At 45.7% G+C, this 19,531-nt stretch carries 23 protein-coding genes; 5 read left to right on the top strand and 18 right to left on the bottom strand.

Annotated elements, in window-relative coordinates; all coding sequences use genetic code 11:
- Positions 1 to 162: 162 nt before the first annotated feature.
- Positions 163 to 858 (bottom strand): serine/threonine-protein kinase, encoded by a 696-nt coding sequence (locus tag CHA6605_RS00645; RefSeq protein ID WP_015157619.1) that lies wholly within the window; start codon positions 856 to 858, stop codon positions 163 to 165.
- A 183-nt stretch (positions 859 to 1,041) separates the two neighbouring features.
- Between CHA6605_RS00645 and CHA6605_RS00640 the strand changes: the two genes are divergently transcribed.
- On the top strand, positions 1,042 to 1,302 hold the full coding sequence (locus CHA6605_RS00640) for a ribbon-helix-helix domain-containing protein (RefSeq protein ID WP_015157618.1): 261 nt from the start codon (positions 1,042 to 1,044) through the stop codon (positions 1,300 to 1,302).
- Positions 1,303 to 1,435: 133 nt separating this feature from the next.
- Here CHA6605_RS00640 and CHA6605_RS00635 read toward each other — a convergent pair whose 3' ends face one another.
- Positions 1,436 to 1,873 (bottom strand): DUF4291 family protein, encoded by a 438-nt coding sequence (locus CHA6605_RS00635; protein ID WP_051038627.1) that lies wholly within the window; start codon positions 1,871 to 1,873, stop codon positions 1,436 to 1,438.
- Here CHA6605_RS00635 and uvrB point away from each other — a divergent pair.
- Complete coding sequence (gene uvrB, locus CHA6605_RS00630; protein WP_015157615.1) at positions 1,872 to 3,878, top strand: excinuclease ABC subunit UvrB; 2,007 nt, start codon at positions 1,872 to 1,874, stop codon at positions 3,876 to 3,878. The two genes, CHA6605_RS00635 and uvrB, sit on opposite strands and share 2 nt — an antisense overlap.
- A gap of 333 nt (positions 3,879 to 4,211) precedes the next feature.
- The gene (locus tag CHA6605_RS00625; protein WP_015157614.1) at positions 4,212 to 4,760 is read left to right on the top strand and encodes a Uma2 family endonuclease; all 549 of its coding nucleotides are present in this window, start codon (positions 4,212 to 4,214) and stop codon (positions 4,758 to 4,760) included.
- 44 nt (positions 4,761 to 4,804) lie between these two features.
- Here CHA6605_RS00625 and CHA6605_RS00620 read toward each other — a convergent pair whose 3' ends face one another.
- Complete coding sequence (locus CHA6605_RS00620; protein ID WP_015157613.1) at positions 4,805 to 5,374, bottom strand: Uma2 family endonuclease; 570 nt, start codon at positions 5,372 to 5,374, stop codon at positions 4,805 to 4,807.
- A gap of 363 nt (positions 5,375 to 5,737) precedes the next feature.
- Here CHA6605_RS00620 and CHA6605_RS00615 point away from each other — a divergent pair, with 363 nt between their 5' ends.
- Positions 5,738 to 6,727, top strand: a complete 990-nt coding sequence (locus tag CHA6605_RS00615) for an aldo/keto reductase (RefSeq protein ID WP_015157612.1) — start codon at positions 5,738 to 5,740, stop codon at positions 6,725 to 6,727.
- A 207-nt stretch (positions 6,728 to 6,934) separates the two neighbouring features.
- Here CHA6605_RS00615 and CHA6605_RS00610 read toward each other — a convergent pair whose 3' ends face one another.
- From CHA6605_RS00610 to ald, 14 genes are all read right to left on the bottom strand, one after another.
- Positions 6,935 to 7,561: an acyl carrier protein phosphodiesterase gene (locus CHA6605_RS00610; RefSeq protein WP_015157611.1), complete on the bottom strand. Its 627-nt coding sequence runs from the start codon at positions 7,559 to 7,561 to the stop codon at positions 6,935 to 6,937.
- Positions 7,562 to 7,634: 73 nt separating this feature from the next.
- Complete coding sequence (locus CHA6605_RS00605) at positions 7,635 to 8,297, bottom strand: ABC transporter ATP-binding protein (protein WP_015157610.1); 663 nt, start codon at positions 8,295 to 8,297, stop codon at positions 7,635 to 7,637.
- A gap of 161 nt (positions 8,298 to 8,458) precedes the next feature.
- Positions 8,459 to 9,088: a hypothetical protein gene (locus CHA6605_RS00600; RefSeq protein WP_015157609.1), complete on the bottom strand. Its 630-nt coding sequence runs from the start codon at positions 9,086 to 9,088 to the stop codon at positions 8,459 to 8,461.
- Between the two features lie 109 nt (positions 9,089 to 9,197).
- On the bottom strand, positions 9,198 to 10,655 hold the full coding sequence (locus CHA6605_RS00595) for a TolC family protein (protein WP_015157608.1): 1,458 nt from the start codon (positions 10,653 to 10,655) through the stop codon (positions 9,198 to 9,200).
- Positions 10,656 to 10,692: 37 nt separating this feature from the next.
- Positions 10,693 to 11,154, bottom strand: a complete 462-nt coding sequence (locus tag CHA6605_RS00590; RefSeq protein WP_015157607.1) for a hypothetical protein — start codon at positions 11,152 to 11,154, stop codon at positions 10,693 to 10,695.
- Between the two features lie 19 nt (positions 11,155 to 11,173).
- The gene (locus CHA6605_RS00585; protein WP_015157606.1) at positions 11,174 to 11,365 is read right to left on the bottom strand and encodes a hypothetical protein; all 192 of its coding nucleotides are present in this window, start codon (positions 11,363 to 11,365) and stop codon (positions 11,174 to 11,176) included.
- A 4-nt stretch (positions 11,366 to 11,369) separates the two neighbouring features.
- Positions 11,370 to 12,632: an ABC transporter permease gene (locus tag CHA6605_RS00580; RefSeq protein ID WP_015157605.1), complete on the bottom strand. Its 1,263-nt coding sequence runs from the start codon at positions 12,630 to 12,632 to the stop codon at positions 11,370 to 11,372.
- A 95-nt stretch (positions 12,633 to 12,727) separates the two neighbouring features.
- Positions 12,728 to 14,521 carry an efflux RND transporter periplasmic adaptor subunit gene (locus tag CHA6605_RS00575; RefSeq protein ID WP_232432153.1) on the bottom strand — a complete coding sequence of 598 codons (1,794 nt, stop codon included), beginning with the start codon at positions 14,519 to 14,521 and terminating at the stop codon, positions 12,728 to 12,730.
- A 121-nt stretch (positions 14,522 to 14,642) separates the two neighbouring features.
- The gene (locus tag CHA6605_RS00570; protein ID WP_015157603.1) at positions 14,643 to 15,251 is read right to left on the bottom strand and encodes a TetR/AcrR family transcriptional regulator; all 609 of its coding nucleotides are present in this window, start codon (positions 15,249 to 15,251) and stop codon (positions 14,643 to 14,645) included.
- An 18-nt stretch (positions 15,252 to 15,269) separates the two neighbouring features.
- Positions 15,270 to 15,407: a hypothetical protein gene (locus CHA6605_RS33455; RefSeq protein ID WP_157259687.1), complete on the bottom strand. Its 138-nt coding sequence runs from the start codon at positions 15,405 to 15,407 to the stop codon at positions 15,270 to 15,272.
- Positions 15,376 to 15,792: a hypothetical protein gene (locus CHA6605_RS00565; RefSeq protein WP_015157602.1), complete on the bottom strand. Its 417-nt coding sequence runs from the start codon at positions 15,790 to 15,792 to the stop codon at positions 15,376 to 15,378. Before CHA6605_RS00565 ends, CHA6605_RS33455 begins: the two co-directional genes overlap by 32 nt.
- 107 nt (positions 15,793 to 15,899) lie before the next feature.
- Positions 15,900 to 16,088: a hypothetical protein gene (locus tag CHA6605_RS33450; RefSeq protein WP_157259685.1), complete on the bottom strand. Its 189-nt coding sequence runs from the start codon at positions 16,086 to 16,088 to the stop codon at positions 15,900 to 15,902.
- A 91-nt stretch (positions 16,089 to 16,179) separates the two neighbouring features.
- The gene (locus tag CHA6605_RS00555; RefSeq protein ID WP_015157601.1) at positions 16,180 to 16,539 is read right to left on the bottom strand and encodes a VOC family protein; all 360 of its coding nucleotides are present in this window, start codon (positions 16,537 to 16,539) and stop codon (positions 16,180 to 16,182) included.
- A 222-nt stretch (positions 16,540 to 16,761) separates the two neighbouring features.
- On the bottom strand, positions 16,762 to 17,853 hold the full coding sequence (gene ald, locus CHA6605_RS00545; protein ID WP_015157600.1) for an alanine dehydrogenase: 1,092 nt from the start codon (positions 17,851 to 17,853) through the stop codon (positions 16,762 to 16,764).
- A 215-nt stretch (positions 17,854 to 18,068) separates the two neighbouring features.
- Here ald and aat point away from each other — a divergent pair, with 215 nt between their 5' ends.
- Complete coding sequence (gene aat, locus CHA6605_RS00540; RefSeq protein WP_015157599.1) at positions 18,069 to 18,692, top strand: leucyl/phenylalanyl-tRNA--protein transferase; 624 nt, start codon at positions 18,069 to 18,071, stop codon at positions 18,690 to 18,692.
- Between the two features lie 85 nt (positions 18,693 to 18,777).
- Here aat and CHA6605_RS00535 read toward each other — a convergent pair whose 3' ends face one another.
- Positions 18,778 to 19,200 (bottom strand): response regulator transcription factor, encoded by a 423-nt coding sequence (locus CHA6605_RS00535; RefSeq protein ID WP_015157598.1) that lies wholly within the window; start codon positions 19,198 to 19,200, stop codon positions 18,778 to 18,780.
- Positions 19,201 to 19,531 lie beyond the last annotated feature (331 nt).

Raw genomic sequence — 19,531 nt, 5'->3', positions numbered from 1 at the left:
TGGTAGTTGTGGTGCAATCCATACGGTACATTATAAGTTCTGTCTTGAATGCAGTTAACGATTTAGTCTATCGCCGCCAAGCTAGTGCTGCCACTCCGTGCATTTTGAGGAGAATGGATATGTTAGAAATTAGCCCTCAATTAAACTTAATTGTCAATTAATTTAAAGCAGCCGACGGTAATATCGGTAGCTCTTGCGCACAACATCTAGCAATGGGTAAGGAATGTGTAATTTCAATGGCTGGATAATTGGTCGATATAGCCAATAATAAGCTCGTTTTAAGTGCTGCCATTTAAGGCAAGTGCCCTGATGTAAAAAGTCAGAGACATCCACCACGAATCCTCTGCCGCGATCCATCATGACATTCCGCCCGTGTACATCGGAGGGATTTAGCCCTCGCGCACGCGCATCATCCAAGGCTCGATCGATATCAATAATAACTTGCGGCGGAATACTCAATCCCTGATGTACGCTGTCATAGAGAGTGGTGCCATAGAGCCGTTTGAGTACCAAGAAATTTGCGCCAGCATACAGACATTCCGAGTAAGCTGGGTGAGTCCCGAGTCGCCGATACACCTCAATTTCTTCTTCAAAACCAGCCATGCCTGGAGCATAAATCTTGACCACTTGGTGGGGATATTCGGGATGAGAAAATACTGCGGCATAATTGCCAGCACCCAACTTCTGCCAGGGAATTGGTAGCCGATCGACCACCACTGGATTGTTGTGGGTAGAATTATTTTGGAGTTGAAGCTGCGGCAATAATTCTCGATCGATGCACTGGACGAATTGGTGTAAGTGCGATCGATCGAACTCTGGACTTGCCGATCCGTTGATGTGAGGTGGGAGTATAGTCATAACCGACATTCTGTTCGATAATAACAATATACCAATCTGGCTTTCCCTTCGGTCTGTTGTTCGATCGAATATAAAACCCAAGCATTATTGATACTCTTAAGGCAGGAAGGGAGTATCTTTTGAAAAGAGCATCGGCTAAAATAAAATCGTGCCGATCGTGTCAGATTCAACTTAAGCGAACTCATGAGTATCAGTCTTACACCCGACCAAGAACAATTTATTAAAACTAAACTGCAAGCGGGAAAATATAACTCTGCTCAAGAAATTCTGGAAATTGCACTAAGATTGCTAGATGAATACGACCGTGCCGATAGTGAGTGGAGTCGGCAAGTAGGTGTCAAAATTGATGAAGCTATTTCTGCATCCGATCGGACACCGCCGATTGATGGTGAAACATTTGTGAATGGAATTTTAGAACGTTTCCAGCAGATTCGTCAGGCATAGCTTATGAGTCGCTATGTTATCAATGTTCTGGCTAGTCGAGATCTGAATGAAATCGCCGATTATTTTGCCGAACATAGTCTAGCCACAGGAGATCTATTTTTCAGGAATTTTAACAGCAAATGTCAGCAGCTTATTAATTTTCCCAATAGTGGTAAAAGCTATGCTTCGATGCTTCGATTCGGCCATATTTGCGAGAATTATCCCTAGAAGGGTACATTTCTTTCTCAGTGGGGTAGAGATCGGGATTGTAACTAGAACGGACGGCGTTAGCCAAGATCGTATCGAAGGCTTCGCGCTTAATCTTAACAGCCAAAACCACCTCCTGACCCTCCTTTTGACCCCAGCCGGAGCGATACATCATCCAGAGGAAATTGGGCTTAATCCAGCTCATCCGCGTCGTGCTAAAGTGGTCGCCGCCGAAGTAGCCGTGAGTCGCCGCAAAGTGCCCAATTTCGGGGCGATATGCCTGGTACACAATTACCCCTTCCCCATCAAACTGCGCTAGAATGTAACGACCGATTTTAGGCAATCTGGTCTTTTGTTCTGTGTAACTGGTAGTAATAAGACGCATGGACGATAACGAATTTCAACTGGAAGCACCATTTAAACCCACTGGCGACCAACCTGCGGCGATCGAGCAGCTCGTGGCTGGGTTAAAATCCGAACAGCGGTTTCAGACTCTCCTCGGTGCGACGGGTACGGGCAAAACATTTACGATCGCGGCGACGATCGCGCAGCATCAGAAACCGACATTAGTATTAGCTCATAATAAGACATTAGCCGCGCAATTGTGTAACGAGTTGCGGCAATTTTTCCCGCATAATGCCGTCGAGTATTTTGTTTCTTATTACGATTATTATCAGCCGGAGGCTTATATTGCCGTCAGTGATACTTTCATCGAAAAAGCATCGGCAATTAATGATGAAATCGATATGTTGCGGCATTCGGCGACTCGATCTTTATTCGAGCATCGACATGTAATCGTAGTCGCGTCGATTAGTTGTATTTATGGTTTGGGTACGCCTGCTGAATATCTGAAGGCGGCAATTCCGCTGAAGGTGGGGATGGAAATCGACCAGCGGGAGATGTTGCGGCAATTAGTTTCGGTGCAATATAGTCGCAATGATATCGACCTCAAACGCGGTAATTTTCGGGTACGTGGCGATGTTGTTGAAATTGGCCCTGCTTACGAAGATCGGATCGTGCGGGTGGAATTTTTTGGTGATGAAATTGAAGCGATTCGGTATGTCGATCCGGTAACGGGGGAAATTCTTAATACATTAGGCGGTTTGAATATCTATCCAGCGCGGCACTTTGTGACGCCTGAAGATACTTTAGAAGCTGCTTGCAATGATATCGATGCAGAGTTAAAAGAGCGGATCGTCGAGTTAGAAACTAATGGTAAATTAATCGAAGCTCAACGCATCGACCAACGGACTCGCTACGATTTAGAAATGTTGCGGGAAGTAGGTTTTTGTAATGGGGTGGAAAATTATTCCCGCCATTTAGCTCGACGCAAAGCTGGCGATCCGCCTGAATGTTTGTTGGATTATTTCGATGATGATTGGTTATTGGTCGTCGATGAATCTCACGTTACCGTTCCGCAAATTCGTGGCATGTACAATGGCGATCGAGCGCGCAAAACCGTACTGATCGATCATGGTTTCCGGTTGCCCAGTGCGGCAGATAATCGCCCGTTAAAGGCGGATGAATTCTGGGAGAAGGTGAATCAATGTATTTTTGTTTCGGCAACCCCTGGTGAGTGGGAAATGGAACTCTCAGAGGATCGGATCGCCCAACAAATCATCCGTCCGACGGGAGTAATCGATCCAGAAATCTTCGTGCGTCCGACAGAGGGACAAGTAGACGATTTATTAGGTGAAATTCGCGATCGAGTCAAACTCAACGAACGCGTATTAATTACGACGCTCACCAAACGGATGGCGGAAGATTTGACGGAATATTTTCACGAACGCAGTGTGCGAGTAAAATATCTCCATTCAGAAGTTCAATCGATCGAACGCATCGAAATTATTCAAGGTTTGCGTAATGGTGAATTTGATGTCTTAATTGGGGTGAACTTATTACGGGAAGGTTTGGATTTACCAGAAGTATCTTTAGTCGCAATTCTCGATGCCGATAAAGAAGGTTTCTTACGTTCGACGCGATCTCTAATTCAAACAATCGGACGTGCGGCGCGACATATTCGCGGACAAGCGATCTTATATGCCGATAAATTAACAGATAGCATGATTGCCGCGATCGATGAAACGGAACGCCGTCGAGGGATTCAGATGGCGCATAATAAATTAAATAATATCACGCCCCAATCGATCGTCAAGACAGGTAGTAATTCAATCCTGCAATTCCTCGATCTTTCCCGTCGCTTAAACGCTCAACAATTGGAGACAGTCATCGAGCATGTCGATGAATTATCGCTCGAACAAATCCCGGATCTAATCGTCCAACTGGAAGCAGAAATGAAAGTAGCCGCCAAAGAGTTGGAGTTTGAAAAAGCAGCCACACTACGCGATCGAATCAAACAATTGCGAAGCAAGCTTGTTGGTAATATATAAAAATAACAAGGAGTTGAAGTTTGAAAAAGTAGCCCGATGACGCGATCGATCCGATCGGTTACGGGGTAAATTATAGTCATTTCGATTAAGTCTGAGACAACCCGCTCCAAGCTAAGCCCCTATTTGTAAAGGTTTGAGGATATCTGACTGTCTCACTTTTATCTGGAATGACTATAGTCGTCAATGTTTAGATTTACATTGGTTGTCGTCGGTTATCCCGCAGGGTAGCCCACCTGACAGCATTCTTGCAGATCGAATATGCTGGCTATACAAACTAAATCTTTCTGATTCACATTTTCTGCTAAAATTAGTTTAGTTATTTGGAAAAAATTGATGACTCTAATTACTGCTAAATGGAGTTTAACTGATTACCACCAGATGATTAGATCGGGATTGTTAGACGATCGATCTGTAGAACTAATTAATGGGGAAATCATTGAGATGTCACCAGAAGGTGTCGCGCACTCCTTTTATTGTCGGGGAACAGCTAAATATCTCCGTTCGCTGTTAGGAGATCGAGCAGAAGTGAGTGAAGCTCATCCGATTACTTTACCAAATAACTCAGAGCCAGAGCCAGATATTGCGATTGTCAGAACTCCCGATACTCTCTATCAAACTCGACATCCATTCCCTGCAGATATATTTTGGTTAATCGAGATTGCCGATAGTACTCTAATCAAAGATTTGGGTGTAAAACGAGATCTATATGCGCTTGCAGGTATCCCCGAATATTGGGTAATGAATTTGCAAACATCAGAATTAGTTGTCTTTAGAGATCTCAATGCCAATGAATATAGAGCGGAAATTCGTTTGAGTAGTGGTAATATATCTACGCTAGCTTTTCCCGATCTGTCGATCGATATTGCCCAACTCTTTCGCTAATATAGCAAGCTTAAAATTGAGATAAACTAATATTAATGTCCTATTTAAAATACAATCTCATCATAAACTCGATCGATCTCAAAACTCAAATTAACACTGATTAATTCGATCGGATCGCCAGAACTATAAGCACTAAATTCCCAGATTCCCGCTGTTGGCTGTCGATATACGTCCAAGTGTATTCGATCGGTACTAACTAACACATATTCTTGTAAACTAGGCGACTGACGATACAAGGCAAACTTATCGCCTCTGTCGTACACTTCGGTAGTCGGCGATAAAACTTCCACAATCAGACAGGGATGACTGATAAAATTATTGGCACTGCGATCGTGAACGTCGCCGCTGACGCTAAGATCGGGATAACAAAAAGAATTAGATTCTAATGTTTGGACTTTGACATTGGCACCAAATACTCGACAAATGGTGCATTTTAAATACTCTTGCAGCATACTGCTCAAGTTTGTCGTTGCAATTATAGCTCGATCGAGAGTTTCATTGGCGATCGGACAAACTTTGCCATCGATAAACTCATAACGCAGCTCTTGTTTTGCCTCCCACTCCAGGTATTCTAAAGGGGTGAATTGTGGAAAATTTTCGGTTGCAGAAATCATCAAAGAGCGCACCTCTGCTTCTAGGTTAGATCGGCTAAATTAGGTACTAGATTGCTGTTCGACTAACTGGGCTATTTTCGACCTCAAAAGATAATTGATAATTACCTCTTTTTACAGTCCTCTAAGCTGGGTTAGCATTGGCTCTATTGCTGCATATTTTACCTAATGGGTCTATTTTAGCTCATTGAATCGATCGGGTTAGCGAATCAAGCTAAGAAAGCATACCAAGCAGGATCGACAGGATGAGGTTGCCAGTACCCATTACCCATTTACCCATCCACCCATCCACCTATTCCATCGTCTTGAAACGCTCCCTGCGAACGGTTACCTTAAAATTAAAGGAGTTACAGGAGATCCAAATAGATGCAAACTCGCAAACTTGGCGACAAAGGACTGGTGGTTTCGGCTCTGGGATTAGGTTGTATGGGCATGTCGGGGGTGTATGGTGTTGCCGACGAAGCAGAGGCGATTGCTACCATCCATCGCGCGATCGATCTGGGTGTTAACTTCCTCGATACCGCTGATGCTTATGGCAAGGGGCATAATGAAACGCTGATCGGTAAAGCAATTGGCGATCGTCGCGAAAAGGTCGTCATTGCCACCAAATTTGGCCTCAGCGACGTGAGCACGGGCGGATATACTATCCCAGTCAACGGTCGCCCCGAATACGTGCGCTCGGCTTGCGAGGCTAGTTTGCGGCGATTGGAAGTAGAGACGATCGACTTATACTACCAACATCGCGTCGATCCGAATACGCCCATCGAAGATACCGTGGGGACGATGGCGGAATTAGTCAAAGAAGGTAAAGTCCGATTTTTGGGACTATCAGAGGCATCCGCAGCCACGATTCGCCGCGCTCATGCCGTACATCCGATCGCCGCATTGCAAAGCGAGTACTCGCTCTGGAGTCGCGATGTAGAAGATGAAATCTTGCCGACTTGCCGCGAACTCCAGATTGGATTTGTGCCTTGGAGTCCCCTCGGACGCGGCTTTCTTACTGGGGAAATCAAGACTTTTGACGATTTAGAACCAAACGACTGGCGACGCACCTCACCGCGCTTTCAGGGCGATAATTTTGGGCGCAATTTAGATTTAGTCGCACAGGTGCAGCAGATGGCGCGCGAGAAAAAGTGCACGCCCGCTCAATTGGCGATCGCCTGGTTGCTCCAGCAAGGCGAGGATATCGTGCCGATTCCCGGTACTAAGCGGGTTTCCTATTTGCTCGACAATCTCGGTGCATTGGATATCAAGTTAACGGATGCAGAACTCGATCGGATCGATGCAATTTTACCTAAAGGTGCCGCATCCGGCGATCGCTACCCCACCGCCATGATGCAAATGGTAAACCTCTAAAAAATCCCCTCCCAGGAGCGGCTCGCATAATCCGGGAGGGAAACTCCCGGATTATGCGAGACAAGACAGGGGTGCCCGTAGGGCGTGGTGGGTACGCCATCCCCACAGCATCCGCTCGATCTCAACTGACTCAAGATCGACAGCTACATCCAGATTTAATCGATCGATAAGAATCATGTGGGAGGAAATCGGTGGGTGGTATAGATCTTACCCACCCCGCCCGTTGGGCACCCCTCCGAGGAGGGGATTGTTCCAGTGGAGGATGTGGTGTTGGAGTTGGGGGAAAAAGAGATTAAAATCTCGATCGAGGCTAAGATACTCTCGTTCGAGGATGGGCATGGCATCGACGAGCTTAATTCTGTCGCCCATGCGGACTGCGATGCGATAGTCGATTCTTTGCAAAGCAGTTTCGACACCCGATAAATACCGATAACTATTCAACCAATCGCCGTTTATCATCCGATCGATGACCGCTCTTGCCGATTGCGGAATTTCACCTGAATAATCACGAAATGAGCTGGAGATTTCTGCTGTAAAAGCAGTAAAAATCGTATCGGAATAGAGCGACCAATTTTTAACTAAAAAGTGGTCGTAGATGACATCGATTAATATACCTGCAAATTTACTATATTGTTTGTCGATTCTGTGTTTGCTGATTCTGAAAATTGGATGAGTATCGGTAAATTTATCGATCGCGTAATGTCGATCGACACCTCGCCGCAACGGGATATCGAGTCCATCTAGCTCTTTCCCTTTTACCAGATCGCCCAAGAGATTGCCCAGACGATTTTCGACAGTTGGTTCGGAAAGTAAAATGTGCGCGAGCCAGTTCATGGATTTTTGAGATCGATCGTTATCTGCCGATCTTAACAAATAACCGAGGTCTACTCGAGCAAACTGACACGATTCAGCCCACAATTAGACCATCTTGCATGACAATTTGGCGATGAGTTTGGGCGGCAATCTCTGGTTCGTGAGTAATAATGACGATCGTGATGCCTTGGGCATTGAGATTGTCAAATAACTTCATCACTTCTTGTGATGTTTGGGTATCGAGTGCGCCAGTGGGTTCGTCAGCGAGTAGGAGTGCGGGTTGGTTGACTAAAGCTCGTGCGATCGCGACGCGTTGTTGTTGTCCGCCCGACAATTGACTGGGACGATTAGTTAGTCGATCTCTCAAGCCGACATTAATCAAAGCTGCTTCTGCTCGCTCTCGTCGCTCTGATTTGGGAATGCCGCCATAAATCATCGGTAACATCACATTTTCTAACGCGGTAGAACGTGTTAATAGATTAAATTGTTGAAAGACAAAACCGATATATTGATTGCGGATGTAGGCTAGATCGTCTTTTGCTAATTTCGTGAGATCTAGATTGTCTAAATAGTACGCGCCATCAGTCGGTCGATCGAGACACCCAATAATATTCATTAATGTTGATTTGCCCGAGCCAGATGCTCCCATTATTGAGATATAATCTCCCTCCTCAACGTGCAAATTAATTCCTTTGAGTACGGGAACTTGGACTTCACCTAGCTGATAGGTTTTAATAATATTTTCCATCTCAATCATAAATAACCATCCATGTTATACATGCCATTAGATTTAATAAATCTCGACAATACTGAAGAGCGTAAACTATCCAATTTGATTGTATCCACATAGAAAAATATTTTTTATGTGGATAATAAATATGCGATCGGAACGTAAAAATTTTCAAGAACGAGTATATATTAATAGTTTTTGCCAATACCAAACAGGATGCCGATATCAGCTTGTCGATCGTTGATAAATCCGGCATTAATCCGTAACGTTCCGGTTAGACCAAAAGGTGTACTAGCATCAATCCCACCTGTAACTAGGGGATTAATTTTGGTGCCATCTTCATAATGTACGATGATGCCCCCACCGATAAATGGAGTGAAAACGATCGGTAGATCGTTATTGGAGATCGGCTGATTGAATGTCAATGCAACAGAGTGAGAAGAAACCGAACTACCAAATATTGTCATCGCACCATGTATCGCTAGATTGTCAGTTAAAACCTGCTTATTTAGTAATGAAAAACTGCCTTGTGATAGAGAAGTAGTGCTCCCTTGAATGCCGATATTTCCGCCGAAGCCAAAATAGCTGCTTTGTTTTGGTGTCGGTGGGGTAGCATCTTGCGGCGGTGGGGGAGTAGTTTCTGGAGCTGGTGTTGTGGGTTGAGCATTGGTAGCAGGAATATAGATCCAGCCAATTAGGACAATTGCGATCGTATTTACCAACATCTGGGCAGATATCCGAGCAATAGGACTCATATTGTTAAGGGTGAGGTGAATGTTGGTCGTAAGTTTGGCTGAGCTATTTGTGGCGATGTTCATCTATTTGCGTTCCTAAAAATTTAGTTGAAAGTTAGGCTGTGGGTAGATAAACACTGGGTTTTCAACATCAAGTCCAGTCACGACTTGAATTCGATCTATTTCAGATCGATTACTCAACTAGCACCGTAGCTACGCGCAAACTGGCTAGAGCGCGATTGTAGTTTAGGATCGCGGAGACCCGATTACCACGGGCTGTAGCCAATTCGGTTTGGGCTTGGATGACATCAGTTTGAGTGCCAATGCCTGCTTGAAAGCGCAGACGGGCTAGTTTGAGACTTTCTTCTGCCTGTTGAAGCGATTGAGTGGCAGTAGTAATATTTTTTTTATTGGTGCCGAGGCTGTAGAAGGCTCTCTCGATCTCAAACCGAATTTGATTGCGCTGAGTGGTCAACTGGTTTTCATTGATTTCTTGGTTGACTTTCTGCCTGTCAGAATTTGCTCTGGCAGCACCACCATCCCAAAAACTCCAACTTAACTGTGCGCCCACACTATAGCTATCTTGGGCGGAGGTCGAATCAGTCAGGGTTTTGCCAAGATTGTAGTTAGCAAACAGGCTTACCTGGGGGGAATCAGCAGCAGCCGCGATGATTTGTTGTTGTTGGCTAATGCTGCGGTTGACTAGTTGTTGCTGGATTTCTGGACGTTTTTTGTACGCCAACACGATACTTTCCTCTAGGGAATACCGCCAATCTCCCAATTCGCGCACAGTATCGGCGGTAGTGAATTCGGTATTATCATCGACACTGAGTAACTGCGCGATATTTTTGCGGGCGGTTTGCTGTTGCCCTTGGGCATTGACCAGATTTTGGTCGGCTGTCGCCAGTTGAACTTGGGCGCGAAGGATGTCAAATTTAGTTCCCGTACCAGCTTTTTCTTGGAGTTGAGCGTCGCTCAAGCTGCGCTTGGCGTCAGTTATCGAGGCTTGGTTGATGATGACTGAGGAATCGGCAGCTTGGAGATCGTAATAGGCAGTGGTGACATCGCCACGCAGCTTTTGTTCGATGCGGAGCAAATCTAGTTTGCTAAATTTCACTTGATCTTCAGCCGCCCGCACGCTGCTGCTATTACGACCTGCATCCAAGATGATATAAGTGGCTTGGAGTTGTCCTTGGACATTTGAATTGGTGCTAGTTGTTGCTTGAGTACCAAAGATTACAGGCGATCCCTGATTTTGCAGGGTACTTGTCAAGCCTATTTGTAATGCTTGATCGGCTTGTGCCGATCGAATTCCAGCGGTATCTCGATCGACCGCCAGACGTGCCACTTGGACATCGCGATTATTCCGAAAGGCGATATCGATCGCATCTTTTAAGGTCAAAGATTTTGTGTTGGTAATTTGAACATCAGCACCTATTTTGGGGAGGTTGAGATCGTTGTTAATCTTGCCAATGTTGCTGGGAGTATTTTGAGCCAGGAGCATCGATCGATCTGGTTGTAGTCGGCGAGCGTCAGCACTGGGTATGCTTGCGGCGGCGGCCATCCCACTCGCAATACTCAAAATCAAAGCTGAAATAACACAAATTGCTTTAAATTGAATCGCTCTTAGTTTAGTTAAATTAGTATTCATTTTTTGCAATCGTAAATTCAATGCATAAGTTGCAAATTCAATTTAAAATCGGCAAGCTCAATCCAATTTTATTGAATTTTTTAATTTCTACAATTAATCCATACAGGATCGCCATTCGATAACTTTCGTCAGGAAAAAATAAATTTAGCGATCGAGCATTATATACCAAAGGCAATCTTTCGAGCAAAGTATTGTATGTTGCTTGCAGTCGAATAAAATTATCTGAAGTGATGTTTGTAAATCCTTGATTGTGGAGTGAAGCGATCGCTGTATTGGCGAATTTATAACCAAACTGACGATCGACTTCGGTCGAGCAAACAATCTCGATTTGATGTTCTTGCTTGGAAACGAGAATGATTGCCAACCAAATGTCATTTGTGCGCTCGGCTAATGACACCTTGGCATAAGCATCGATCGATATTTTCTCTACATCGAGTGAATATCTTAAAATCTCATAAAGATAACTTTCTATTGAGACGCAATCAAAAATATTTATCATATTTTGCGTTAGGATTATCTCATTTTTTTTGAAATTCGGATAAATTGTCGATTTCCAAAGTGCTGGGTGTAAACCATTCTGGGTCGAGTCGATCGGCAGTAAAAAATCTTTCGGCTGCTGGTTGAGATACTTGTTTGCTATCGCAGACATTCAATGATGGCTGCATCATGAGGCTCAATACTATTAGCAACTGTGGATAATTATTATTCATTGTTTTAATCACTGCGTAAGGCAACAATCGGATCGAGTTTGGCCGCATTTTTAGCTGGAATTACGCCTGCTAACAATCCCACCGCAGTCGATAAACCAAAACCGATTGCGATCGCATTGCCCGAAACCAAAAAAGCAAACTTAAATGCTGTAGCAGAAACGAAAGTGATACCAATTCCTAAGATGATACCGATCGATCCACCCACTACCGAAATAATCACTGACTCCGTAAGAAATTGAGTCAGAATAGCACGATCGGTTGCGCCCAAAGCTTTTCTAATACCAATCTCTCGCGTCCTTTCGACGACAGAAACTAACATAATATTGGCAATTCCAATCCCACCTACTACTAGTGAGATTCCAGCAATTGCGATAATTAGTGTTGTGAGTAAGCCAAAAATCGTGTCGAATGTTTTAAGGATATCTGCTTGATTAGTAATTTTAAAATCATCATCTTCAGGTGTGTCGATGTTATGACGCAAGCGCAAAATATTAGCAACTTGAAACTTGACTATTTCTAGTTGTGATTCATCGCGACCTTTGATATAGATGCCATTAATTGAAATCCCCATCAGCGAATTATTCCCAACGATTCGAGCCGACATACTCGTCAGGGGAATATACACCGCGTCGTCCCGATCTTGGGGGCCTTGGGAACCTTTGACTTCCATTACCCCAATGACTTCATAGATTTCACCCTGAATCCGAATCTTGGTACCGATCGGATCGACATTGGCTGGAAACAGATTTTTCTGGACTGTGGGCGCAATTACGGCTACTGATGCCGCCGATTTTAGCTCTTCATCGTCAAAAAATCGCCCCGATTTTGGGAAAGTATTCCGCGCCTGTGAATAGCTCAAGTCGGTACCATACACCGTCGTCGAAGTATTCTTCTCGCCATAGACTACTTGGGTATTCCGCTGTAAAAAAGCCGAAACAACTGTTGCGCCAGGAGCTTGTTCGGCGATCGCTTTAGCATCTTCCCAATTTAATGTTGTCAAAGAGCCTTGTCCCTGACTGATTCCACCACTTTGAGCGGCACCAGCCATCACTTGCAATACATCCGTCCCCAATCCCCGAATGCTATCAGCCGTTGATTTCTGTACGCCTTGCCCGATCGACGAAATCCCAATCGTCGAGGAAATCCCAATAATTACCCCCAGCATCGTCAAACCACTGCGGAGTTTATTACTCCACAAGGCTTCGATCGCCATCTCTGATATTTCCCAGGTCGAAACTTGGTGCGGACGCTGTTTGAATAAAACCATAATGTTGAATAGTGGATAGTGAATAGTGAATTAGGAACGCAAGCGTCCCTCGTCTTCCCGTTTCCCCCTCCCCTTTCCCAGGCGGAATCTGAGATTTACTGCGACGGACGTGGTAACGATATACCCCCACCAGATTTCTGCTCGGCTGGCGGACTGAGCAACACCTGCTCGTTACCTTGAAGCCCTGATTTCACCTCGGTTTGCTTGCCGACAGTCACACCCGTTTGGATCTGGCGAAATACGGATTTATTACCCTCGCCCAAAACGTATACGCCAGCACCCTCAGCCTGTTTGACCACCGCAGCGTTGGGCACGAAGATTGCATTTTCTAACTGACCGACGGCAAAATCAGCTTCTACATTCATCCCTGCCGCTAATTTGGTGGCTGTCGCAGAGTCAATAGATACCCGCACCTCAACACTAGTAACGTTTTGAGTCACTTTGGCTTGAGGGGCAATTTGCTCGACTTTGCCTGTAAATTTCTCGCCAGGAAAGGCATCCGCTTTAATCGCCACCGACTGTCCTAATTTGACCTTGGCGATTTGCGATTCGGAGAGATTGACGACTACTTGCTGGCGAACGCTAGTGAGCATCAAGATGGATGAAGACGAGGCTGAAGCTCCCCCACCACCTGCCATCGAAGGGCTGACAAAAGCACCCACATCGGCATATTTTTCCAGCACGATCCCATTAAAAGGAGCTAAAACCTTTGTTTCCTCGATCTGATTTTGAATTGTTTTTAAAGACCCTTGCGCAGCTTGTACCTGAGCGATGGCTTGGTCTATCTCTTCTTTGCGAGTACCTGCCTTGAGTACAGCGACCGCTTGGACTTGTTGCTCGACTTTGGCCTTAGCTTGAGCGATTTCTTCTTTCCGCGCACCCGCTTTGATTAAGCTCAGAGCCTCCGCTTGCTGGGCGACCTTCGCTTGGGCTTGGGCAATCTGTTCTGGTCTAGTTCCCGCTTTTTGGAGGGCTAAAACTTGTTGTGCCTCCACAACCTGATTTTGAGCGACATCTCGATCGGCGCGTTTTTGCTCTAGGATTTGCCCAGAAATCGCCCCCGATTTGTACAGTTGCTGATAACGCTGCCAATCCCCCTCTCGCTGTTTGAGGGTTGCCTGGACTTGCTGCAACTTGGCAGTAGCTTGAGCGATTTCTTGCGGACGATTTCCGGCTTGTAATTGTTGGAGATTTGCTTTGGCTTCGGCTAATTGTGCCTCTGCTTTGGCAATATCTTGAGGGCGATTTCCGGCTTGTAATTGTTGGAGATTGGCTTCGGCTTCGGCTAATTGTGCTTCTGCCTTAGCAATATCTTGAGGGCGATTGCCAGCTTGCAATTGTTGCAGATTTGCCCGCTGTTGCAATAGTTGTCCTTGGTATTGCACGAGTTGACCGCGCAAGTTGGAGTCATCCATGACCGCAACTACCTCATCTTGCTTGACTCGATCGCCTTCTTTGACGAGTAAGGTTTTAATAATTCCGGCGGTTTTGGGGCTAAGATTAATCGATCGATGGGCTTTAACCGTGCCATTGGCAGTGATGCTTGTCGCAACGGTTTTACGCTCGACTGCCTGAGTGAGTGGCTTGACTGCCGATCCGCTTGGCAATAACTCCATCAATTTCGACCCCAAACCAACGGGGCCACCTAATGCTATAACAATCGGCGGAAGGATGAAAATGAGCCATTTCCATTTCAACCACGATGGCTTGGCTGGCGACTGGCTAGACTGTGAATGATCGAGATCGCCTGTTTCCAAATTTTCCGATCTAGATTGTTGGTGCGATGTTGTTGTTACCAGAGTGCTACTTAATCTATGTTCTGCTGGAGATTGCTGGCTCGAAGCTGAATTAACAGACTTATCGATTAACATGTTTTCCTCATTAGTCATTAAAATGTAAGTACTTACTTATTAATTAGCTAAAAAAATATCTAGCTATAACGATCTCTGTCCAATACGGAGATCGAATTGTCATTACAGGTAACTCACGGAGATAATAGATAGCTACCTTCTACTCTGGGGCAATCCCTACCCACAGTGTTTCAATGAGATTGTCAACAAAAGTTTTTGGCTCGATCGATTTAACCTTGGGTAAAACGAACGGGATCGGAAATGGTATCTTGTTCGAGATCGTGCTAATCATTGAATAGTTTTGGATCGCACCGACGATCGTGTGAGCCACTGTCATCGAATCACAGGATCTGAGATAACCTTGAGAAATTGCTCGATCGAGATATCCAGCTAATAACTGACTATCTCTGAGCGGTGGCGGCACCATTGGCGGCAGGAATGATTTTGTCTGAGTCATCATCATAAAAACTCGCGGCATCACCTCTTGATAAAATCCCACCATCTGGATACAGATTTCGGTTAATTCCGATCGAATCTCGGCTGTTGGTGTCTGACTAGACAAAATTTTGGCATATTGGGGTGTTTCGGAAACGCCAATTGCGGCTAAAAACAAAGCTTGCTTGGTGGCAAATCGTTTGAAAATCGATGCTTCGGAGATGCCAGCTTTTTGGGCGATCTCTACTGTCGAACCACCTTCCCCTTGTTCTAAGAAAACTTGCCTAGCTGCTGCCAAAATTTCTTCATTGGTGATTTTGGGAGGTCGAGGCATAAACAAGTGAGTGACTACTCATCGATCGTAGCGCGGTGGTGGTAAGAGCGTCAAGTTGGCTCTGCCGCAAGGATGGCGTTGGCGTAGCCTCTCCCTCGGAGAATCGACGATCGTCCAGCCGATCTTACCTGCTCGCTGTCCAGTTTTTACGCCCAATTGGGAGATCGGCAGTCCCCTTGATCGTTTGCCCTGCAAGCGTACCCGCAAAACTAAACTTAATGCCCCGCATTTTGCCAGCGAAAGACACTTTACCATCGTTGGCGATCGTTCCCGCAATCGGCATATCCCCAAATGGCAAACCTTTCATCGTACCTGTCAGTTCGTTGCCTTTTTGACTAAATACATAAGTTGCGGTTCTGCCTTCTTCGCCAAGTGACACTTTCCAAGTCCCGGCGACATTAGGTATCTTTGTGCTAACCGTTGCGGGTTTAGGAACTTTGGCATTCGATACTGAGAGATCTGGCGTTTGGGCAATAGCAATTTCAGACAACAACAGCGACGACACAGAGCCAAGCAAGAGTAATGGCAAAGATTTAGACATATTTCACCTCTGAGGTTAGACCCACGTAGCAGGTTCGCCAAATTTCAATTTGGACGATCTGAGCGCGATCGAACAATTAATGAGTAAGTGGTTACTTACTAATATACTCAGGTGTTTCCGTTCTTGTCAAGTATCACGACTGCTAAGTCGGATGAAGTCCAATACTTCTTGGTTAACAACCGCTGACGATTGAAATCGCAGCTTGTGGTGCGAAGTCCGCCAACTTGCTTGGCTAGCAGTGGCAAATCTAGTAATAATACGCCAGGAGCAACATTTTGAGCGGACGAGCGCAACAACTGCTGGATCTGGGAGGTTCGATCGGTTCTATTTAAAACCGATCGACACTATTAAAATTGCATCCCATTCCATGGGTGGTAAAATCAGGGACTAGCTAGCAACTACCATGGCTGGTTGAAGCAAACTGACCAAATGACCGTCAGGAGTACGAATCGCTGCTACCTTCCCAAAAGCTGGCTCGCGGACGCGACCTTCTAGATTTGCGCCTAATTGTTCGAGAGTTGCGATCGCACTTTGAATATCATCGACATGAAAGCTTAAAATTGGTGAGGAGCCAGTGTCGGCATTTGATTCTGCCGCATGTAGCGCGATCGTCGTACCATTGGCATCCAATTCTGCCCATCCAGGACTAGACATCTTGACTGGGAGTCCTAAGCCTTCGTTGTAGAACTTCAGTGATGTCGGGATATTTTTAACCATCAGCATAATGTGCTTGAATTCAGTTGCCATAAGTCTGTTCCGATTTAAGTACACTTGCTTATCAGTATAAATGCGCTTTCCCGAGCAGTGGCAAATCGATCGCGAATGGATTGGGTAGATCGCCATAGTTTAGCCACCCACAGGAGCGCACAGCTCGATCGCGAATGGATGCGACTAATAGATTTTCCCAGCTCCATTGAGGCGATCGCAGATATGTTCGACAAAATTTAAATCTGATGCAATACATTATACTTAGCAGCTAGGTAAATCTGGAAAAACCGATTGTACTGCCGGATGCACGATCGAGCCTGCTTGGACATTCATTCCTTTTGCCAAATTTGAATCCTGTGTCAGAGCTTCTAAACCGCGATCGGCTAATTTAACGACATAGGGCGCAGTACTATTATTTAAAGCTTGCGTTGCCGTCCACGGTACCGCTCCAGGCATATTTGGTACGCCGTAATGTACGACTCCCGACTCGATATAGACAGGATTGGTGTGTGAAGTGGGGCGGAGCGTCTCGATACAGCCCCCTTGATCGACAGCGACATCCACAATCACGGAACCTGGTTTCATCTGCTCGACTAGAGCCTTAGAGACGAGGATCGGCGCACGTTTGCCCAGAATTAAAACTGCTCCGATGACCAGATCGGCACTGCGGACGCAGATTTCGATATTAGCGGCATTGCTATAGAGATAAGTAACTCGCGAACCGAAGATAGTTTCTAGGTAGCTCAATCGATCGACATTCACATCCAGAATCGTCACCTGCGCGCCCATACCGACCGCCATCCGTGCGGCTTCGGTACCGACAATCCCCCCACCGAGGATGGTGACTCGTCCGGGTTGGACGCCAGGAACGCCACCCAGGAGGACACCACTACCCCCTTGTTGTTTCTCCAGAAATCTCGCGCCAAATTGTACTGACAATCTCCCGGCAATAATGCTCATCGGTGCCAGTAGGGGCAGTTTGCCATCTGGTAATTCTACTGTCTCGTAAGCGATCGCGCTGACACCTGTATCGAGCAATTGCTCTGTGAGGGAGCGATTGGCGGCGAGGTGGAGATAGGTAAATAGGATTTGGTTTTTTTGCAGGTATGAGTATTCACTGGCGAGGGGTTCTTTGACTTTGACAACCATTTCTCGATCCCAAGCAGCGGCGGCTGTCGGCACGATTTTAGCTCCAGCTTGGAGATATTCGGCATCGGGAAAGCTAGATCCGTTCCCGGCATTAGTTTCGACGAATACTTGATGTCCGCGATCGCTTAATGTCCGCACGATGCTCGGAGTTAACCCGACTCGGAATTCTTGGTCTTTGGTTTCTCTGGGAATGCCAATATCCATGTTTTATGCTTGTGGTTGTCATCTCACTTACCATCATAATAGAGAGGATAATGGTTTGAGAAAGAGTTATAGGATACTAGATAGTGAGTAGTGAGTAGTGCATAGTGAATAGTGGATAGTCGCTCGTGGGTAGTGAGTAGTCGCTCCTGACTGGTAGATTTACAACAATCCCCCAATCCCAAGTCCCCAAACCCCAATCCTCAATCCTCAATCACATGTCCAACTACTACCTACCCGGAATTATTGCAGGCTACTCGCAGGGTCATTTTTTGATGGCAGACGATGAAGATAGCGATCTTCAGTGGTATTCTAGCAGCGAACATGCGCTGATTCCGCTCGACGATCGCTTTCGCTATCCTACTTCACTGCGGCGTGTTATCAATCAAAACCGCTTTAGTGTGAGGATTAATGGGGATTTTCGAGCGGTTGTAGCAGGTTGCGCCGATCGAGATACTACCTGGATTTCGGACGAACTGCAAGAGATCTATTGGGAACTGTGCCAAGCGGGCTGGGCGTATAGTTTTGAAACCTGGCAAGGCAACGAACTAGCGGGCGGGATTCTGGGGATTGCCGTCGGAGCTGCTTTCATCGGCGAATCGATGTTCTTTCAGATTCCCGAAGGCTCGAAAGTTGCCATGGTACATCTTGTCAATCACCTGCGCCGACAAAATTTTCAGCTATTTGATGCCCAAATGACCAATCCCCACCTCGAACGATTTGGTGCGTATACGATTGACACCAAGACATATCAAGATTTATTGGCAACAGCGATCGAACACAAATGCAAATTCATGCCTACAGAGTATGAGTCCGTAGGCATGGGATCGATCGTTAAGTAGATCGGTGTAATTATTTTAAATAAATGTCTGAAACCGAGGTGGTGGGCACTGCCCACCCTACAACTTATCTACTAAAGCCCACAGCCTAGCCTGCCCGAAGTTGTTGACGATACCGAGAATGGAGCAATAAACTAACCTTGCCGAGTAACTCCTCGATCGCGATCGGTTTGCCCAAGAGATCGTCGGCTCCACATTCTAGCCCCAGAGCAGCTTGGGCTGGATCGAGAGCCGTAAATAGTAAGATGGGAGTTAGATCCCACTTGGAATTACTTCTAATCCGTCTGGTCATCTCATACCCATCGATTGTGGGCATATTGATATCGAGAATAATTAAATCTGGCGGTAGGAGTTCGATAATTTGCAGCGCGATTAAGCCGTCGGTATAAGAGATCGTCTCATACCCTGCTGACGTAAGAATTGCATCGGTTACGGATAGAATTTCCGATGAATCATCAACGATTAGAATTCTACTGGTGTTCGATCTTCCACCACTAACAACTGATTTCATTTATCAAAATTTTAGTTAATAAAAGGGACGGGTTTTAAGCTAGACAAGGCTCGGAGCGGATTGGCTCCCAGCAACAGATTGCAGGCAGTTAACAACTGGTTAACAACTGGTTAACATTTGTAGCTCAATCTCACAGCGTAAGAGCCTGATTGGTATCCGACTTCCCACCAGTAACAACCGATCTGATGGCACGGAAATTTTTTAATAAAAAGTAAGAGAATGCGAGTGTAATATGTAAGTTAATATCATACCCGATCTGGTTCCGGCTGAATAGCGATCGACTAAATTTATACATTTATGCCAGAAAGTCGGTTTCCGCCAGTAAGCTTCA

The organism is Chamaesiphon minutus PCC 6605, from assembly GCF_000317145.1.
Taxonomy (GTDB): domain Bacteria; phylum Cyanobacteriota; class Cyanobacteriia; order Cyanobacteriales; family Chamaesiphonaceae; genus Chamaesiphon; species Chamaesiphon minutus.
This window is presented reverse-complemented; position numbering and strand designations above follow the sequence as displayed.

Excerpts from the sequence above, each read along its gene's own strand:
- CHA6605_RS00620 (WP_015157613.1), bottom strand. The coding sequence starts at position 5,374 with ATGATTTCTGCAACCGAAAATTTTCCACAATTCACCCCTTTAGAATAC.
- CHA6605_RS00535 (WP_015157598.1), bottom strand. The coding sequence starts at position 19,200 with ATGAAATCAGTTGTTAGTGGTGGAAGATCGAACACCAGTAGAATTCTA.
- CHA6605_RS00635 (WP_051038627.1), bottom strand. The coding sequence starts at position 1,873 with ATGCGTCTTATTACTACCAGTTACACAGAACAAAAGACCAGATTGCCT.
- CHA6605_RS00640 (WP_015157618.1), top strand. The coding sequence starts at position 1,042 with ATGAGTATCAGTCTTACACCCGACCAAGAACAATTTATTAAAACTAAA.
- uvrB (WP_015157615.1), top strand. The coding sequence starts at position 1,872 with ATGGACGATAACGAATTTCAACTGGAAGCACCATTTAAACCCACTGGC.
- CHA6605_RS00600 (WP_015157609.1), bottom strand. The coding sequence starts at position 9,088 with ATGAACATCGCCACAAATAGCTCAGCCAAACTTACGACCAACATTCAC.
- CHA6605_RS00610 (WP_015157611.1), bottom strand. The coding sequence starts at position 7,561 with ATGAACTGGCTCGCGCACATTTTACTTTCCGAACCAACTGTCGAAAAT.
- CHA6605_RS00590 (WP_015157607.1), bottom strand. The coding sequence starts at position 11,154 with ATGATAAATATTTTTGATTGCGTCTCAATAGAAAGTTATCTTTATGAG.
- CHA6605_RS00595 (WP_015157608.1), bottom strand. The coding sequence starts at position 10,655 with ATGAATACTAATTTAACTAAACTAAGAGCGATTCAATTTAAAGCAATT.
- CHA6605_RS00580 (WP_015157605.1), bottom strand. The coding sequence starts at position 12,632 with ATGGTTTTATTCAAACAGCGTCCGCACCAAGTTTCGACCTGGGAAATA.
- CHA6605_RS00625 (WP_015157614.1), top strand. The coding sequence starts at position 4,212 with ATGACTCTAATTACTGCTAAATGGAGTTTAACTGATTACCACCAGATG.
- CHA6605_RS00555 (WP_015157601.1), bottom strand. The coding sequence starts at position 16,539 with ATGGCAACTGAATTCAAGCACATTATGCTGATGGTTAAAAATATCCCG.
- CHA6605_RS00605 (WP_015157610.1), bottom strand. The coding sequence starts at position 8,297 with ATGATTGAGATGGAAAATATTATTAAAACCTATCAGCTAGGTGAAGTC.
- aat (WP_015157599.1), top strand. The coding sequence starts at position 18,069 with ATGTCCAACTACTACCTACCCGGAATTATTGCAGGCTACTCGCAGGGT.
- CHA6605_RS00615 (WP_015157612.1), top strand. The coding sequence starts at position 5,738 with ATGCAAACTCGCAAACTTGGCGACAAAGGACTGGTGGTTTCGGCTCTG.
- CHA6605_RS00585 (WP_015157606.1), bottom strand. The coding sequence starts at position 11,365 with ATGAATAATAATTATCCACAGTTGCTAATAGTATTGAGCCTCATGATG.
- CHA6605_RS00570 (WP_015157603.1), bottom strand. The coding sequence starts at position 15,251 with ATGCCTCGACCTCCCAAAATCACCAATGAAGAAATTTTGGCAGCAGCT.
- ald (WP_015157600.1), bottom strand. The coding sequence starts at position 17,853 with ATGGATATTGGCATTCCCAGAGAAACCAAAGACCAAGAATTCCGAGTC.
- CHA6605_RS00565 (WP_015157602.1), bottom strand. The coding sequence starts at position 15,792 with ATGTCTAAATCTTTGCCATTACTCTTGCTTGGCTCTGTGTCGTCGCTG.
- CHA6605_RS00645 (WP_015157619.1), bottom strand. The coding sequence starts at position 858 with ATGACTATACTCCCACCTCACATCAACGGATCGGCAAGTCCAGAGTTC.
- CHA6605_RS00575 (WP_232432153.1), bottom strand. The coding sequence starts at position 14,521 with ATGACTAATGAGGAAAACATGTTAATCGATAAGTCTGTTAATTCAGCT.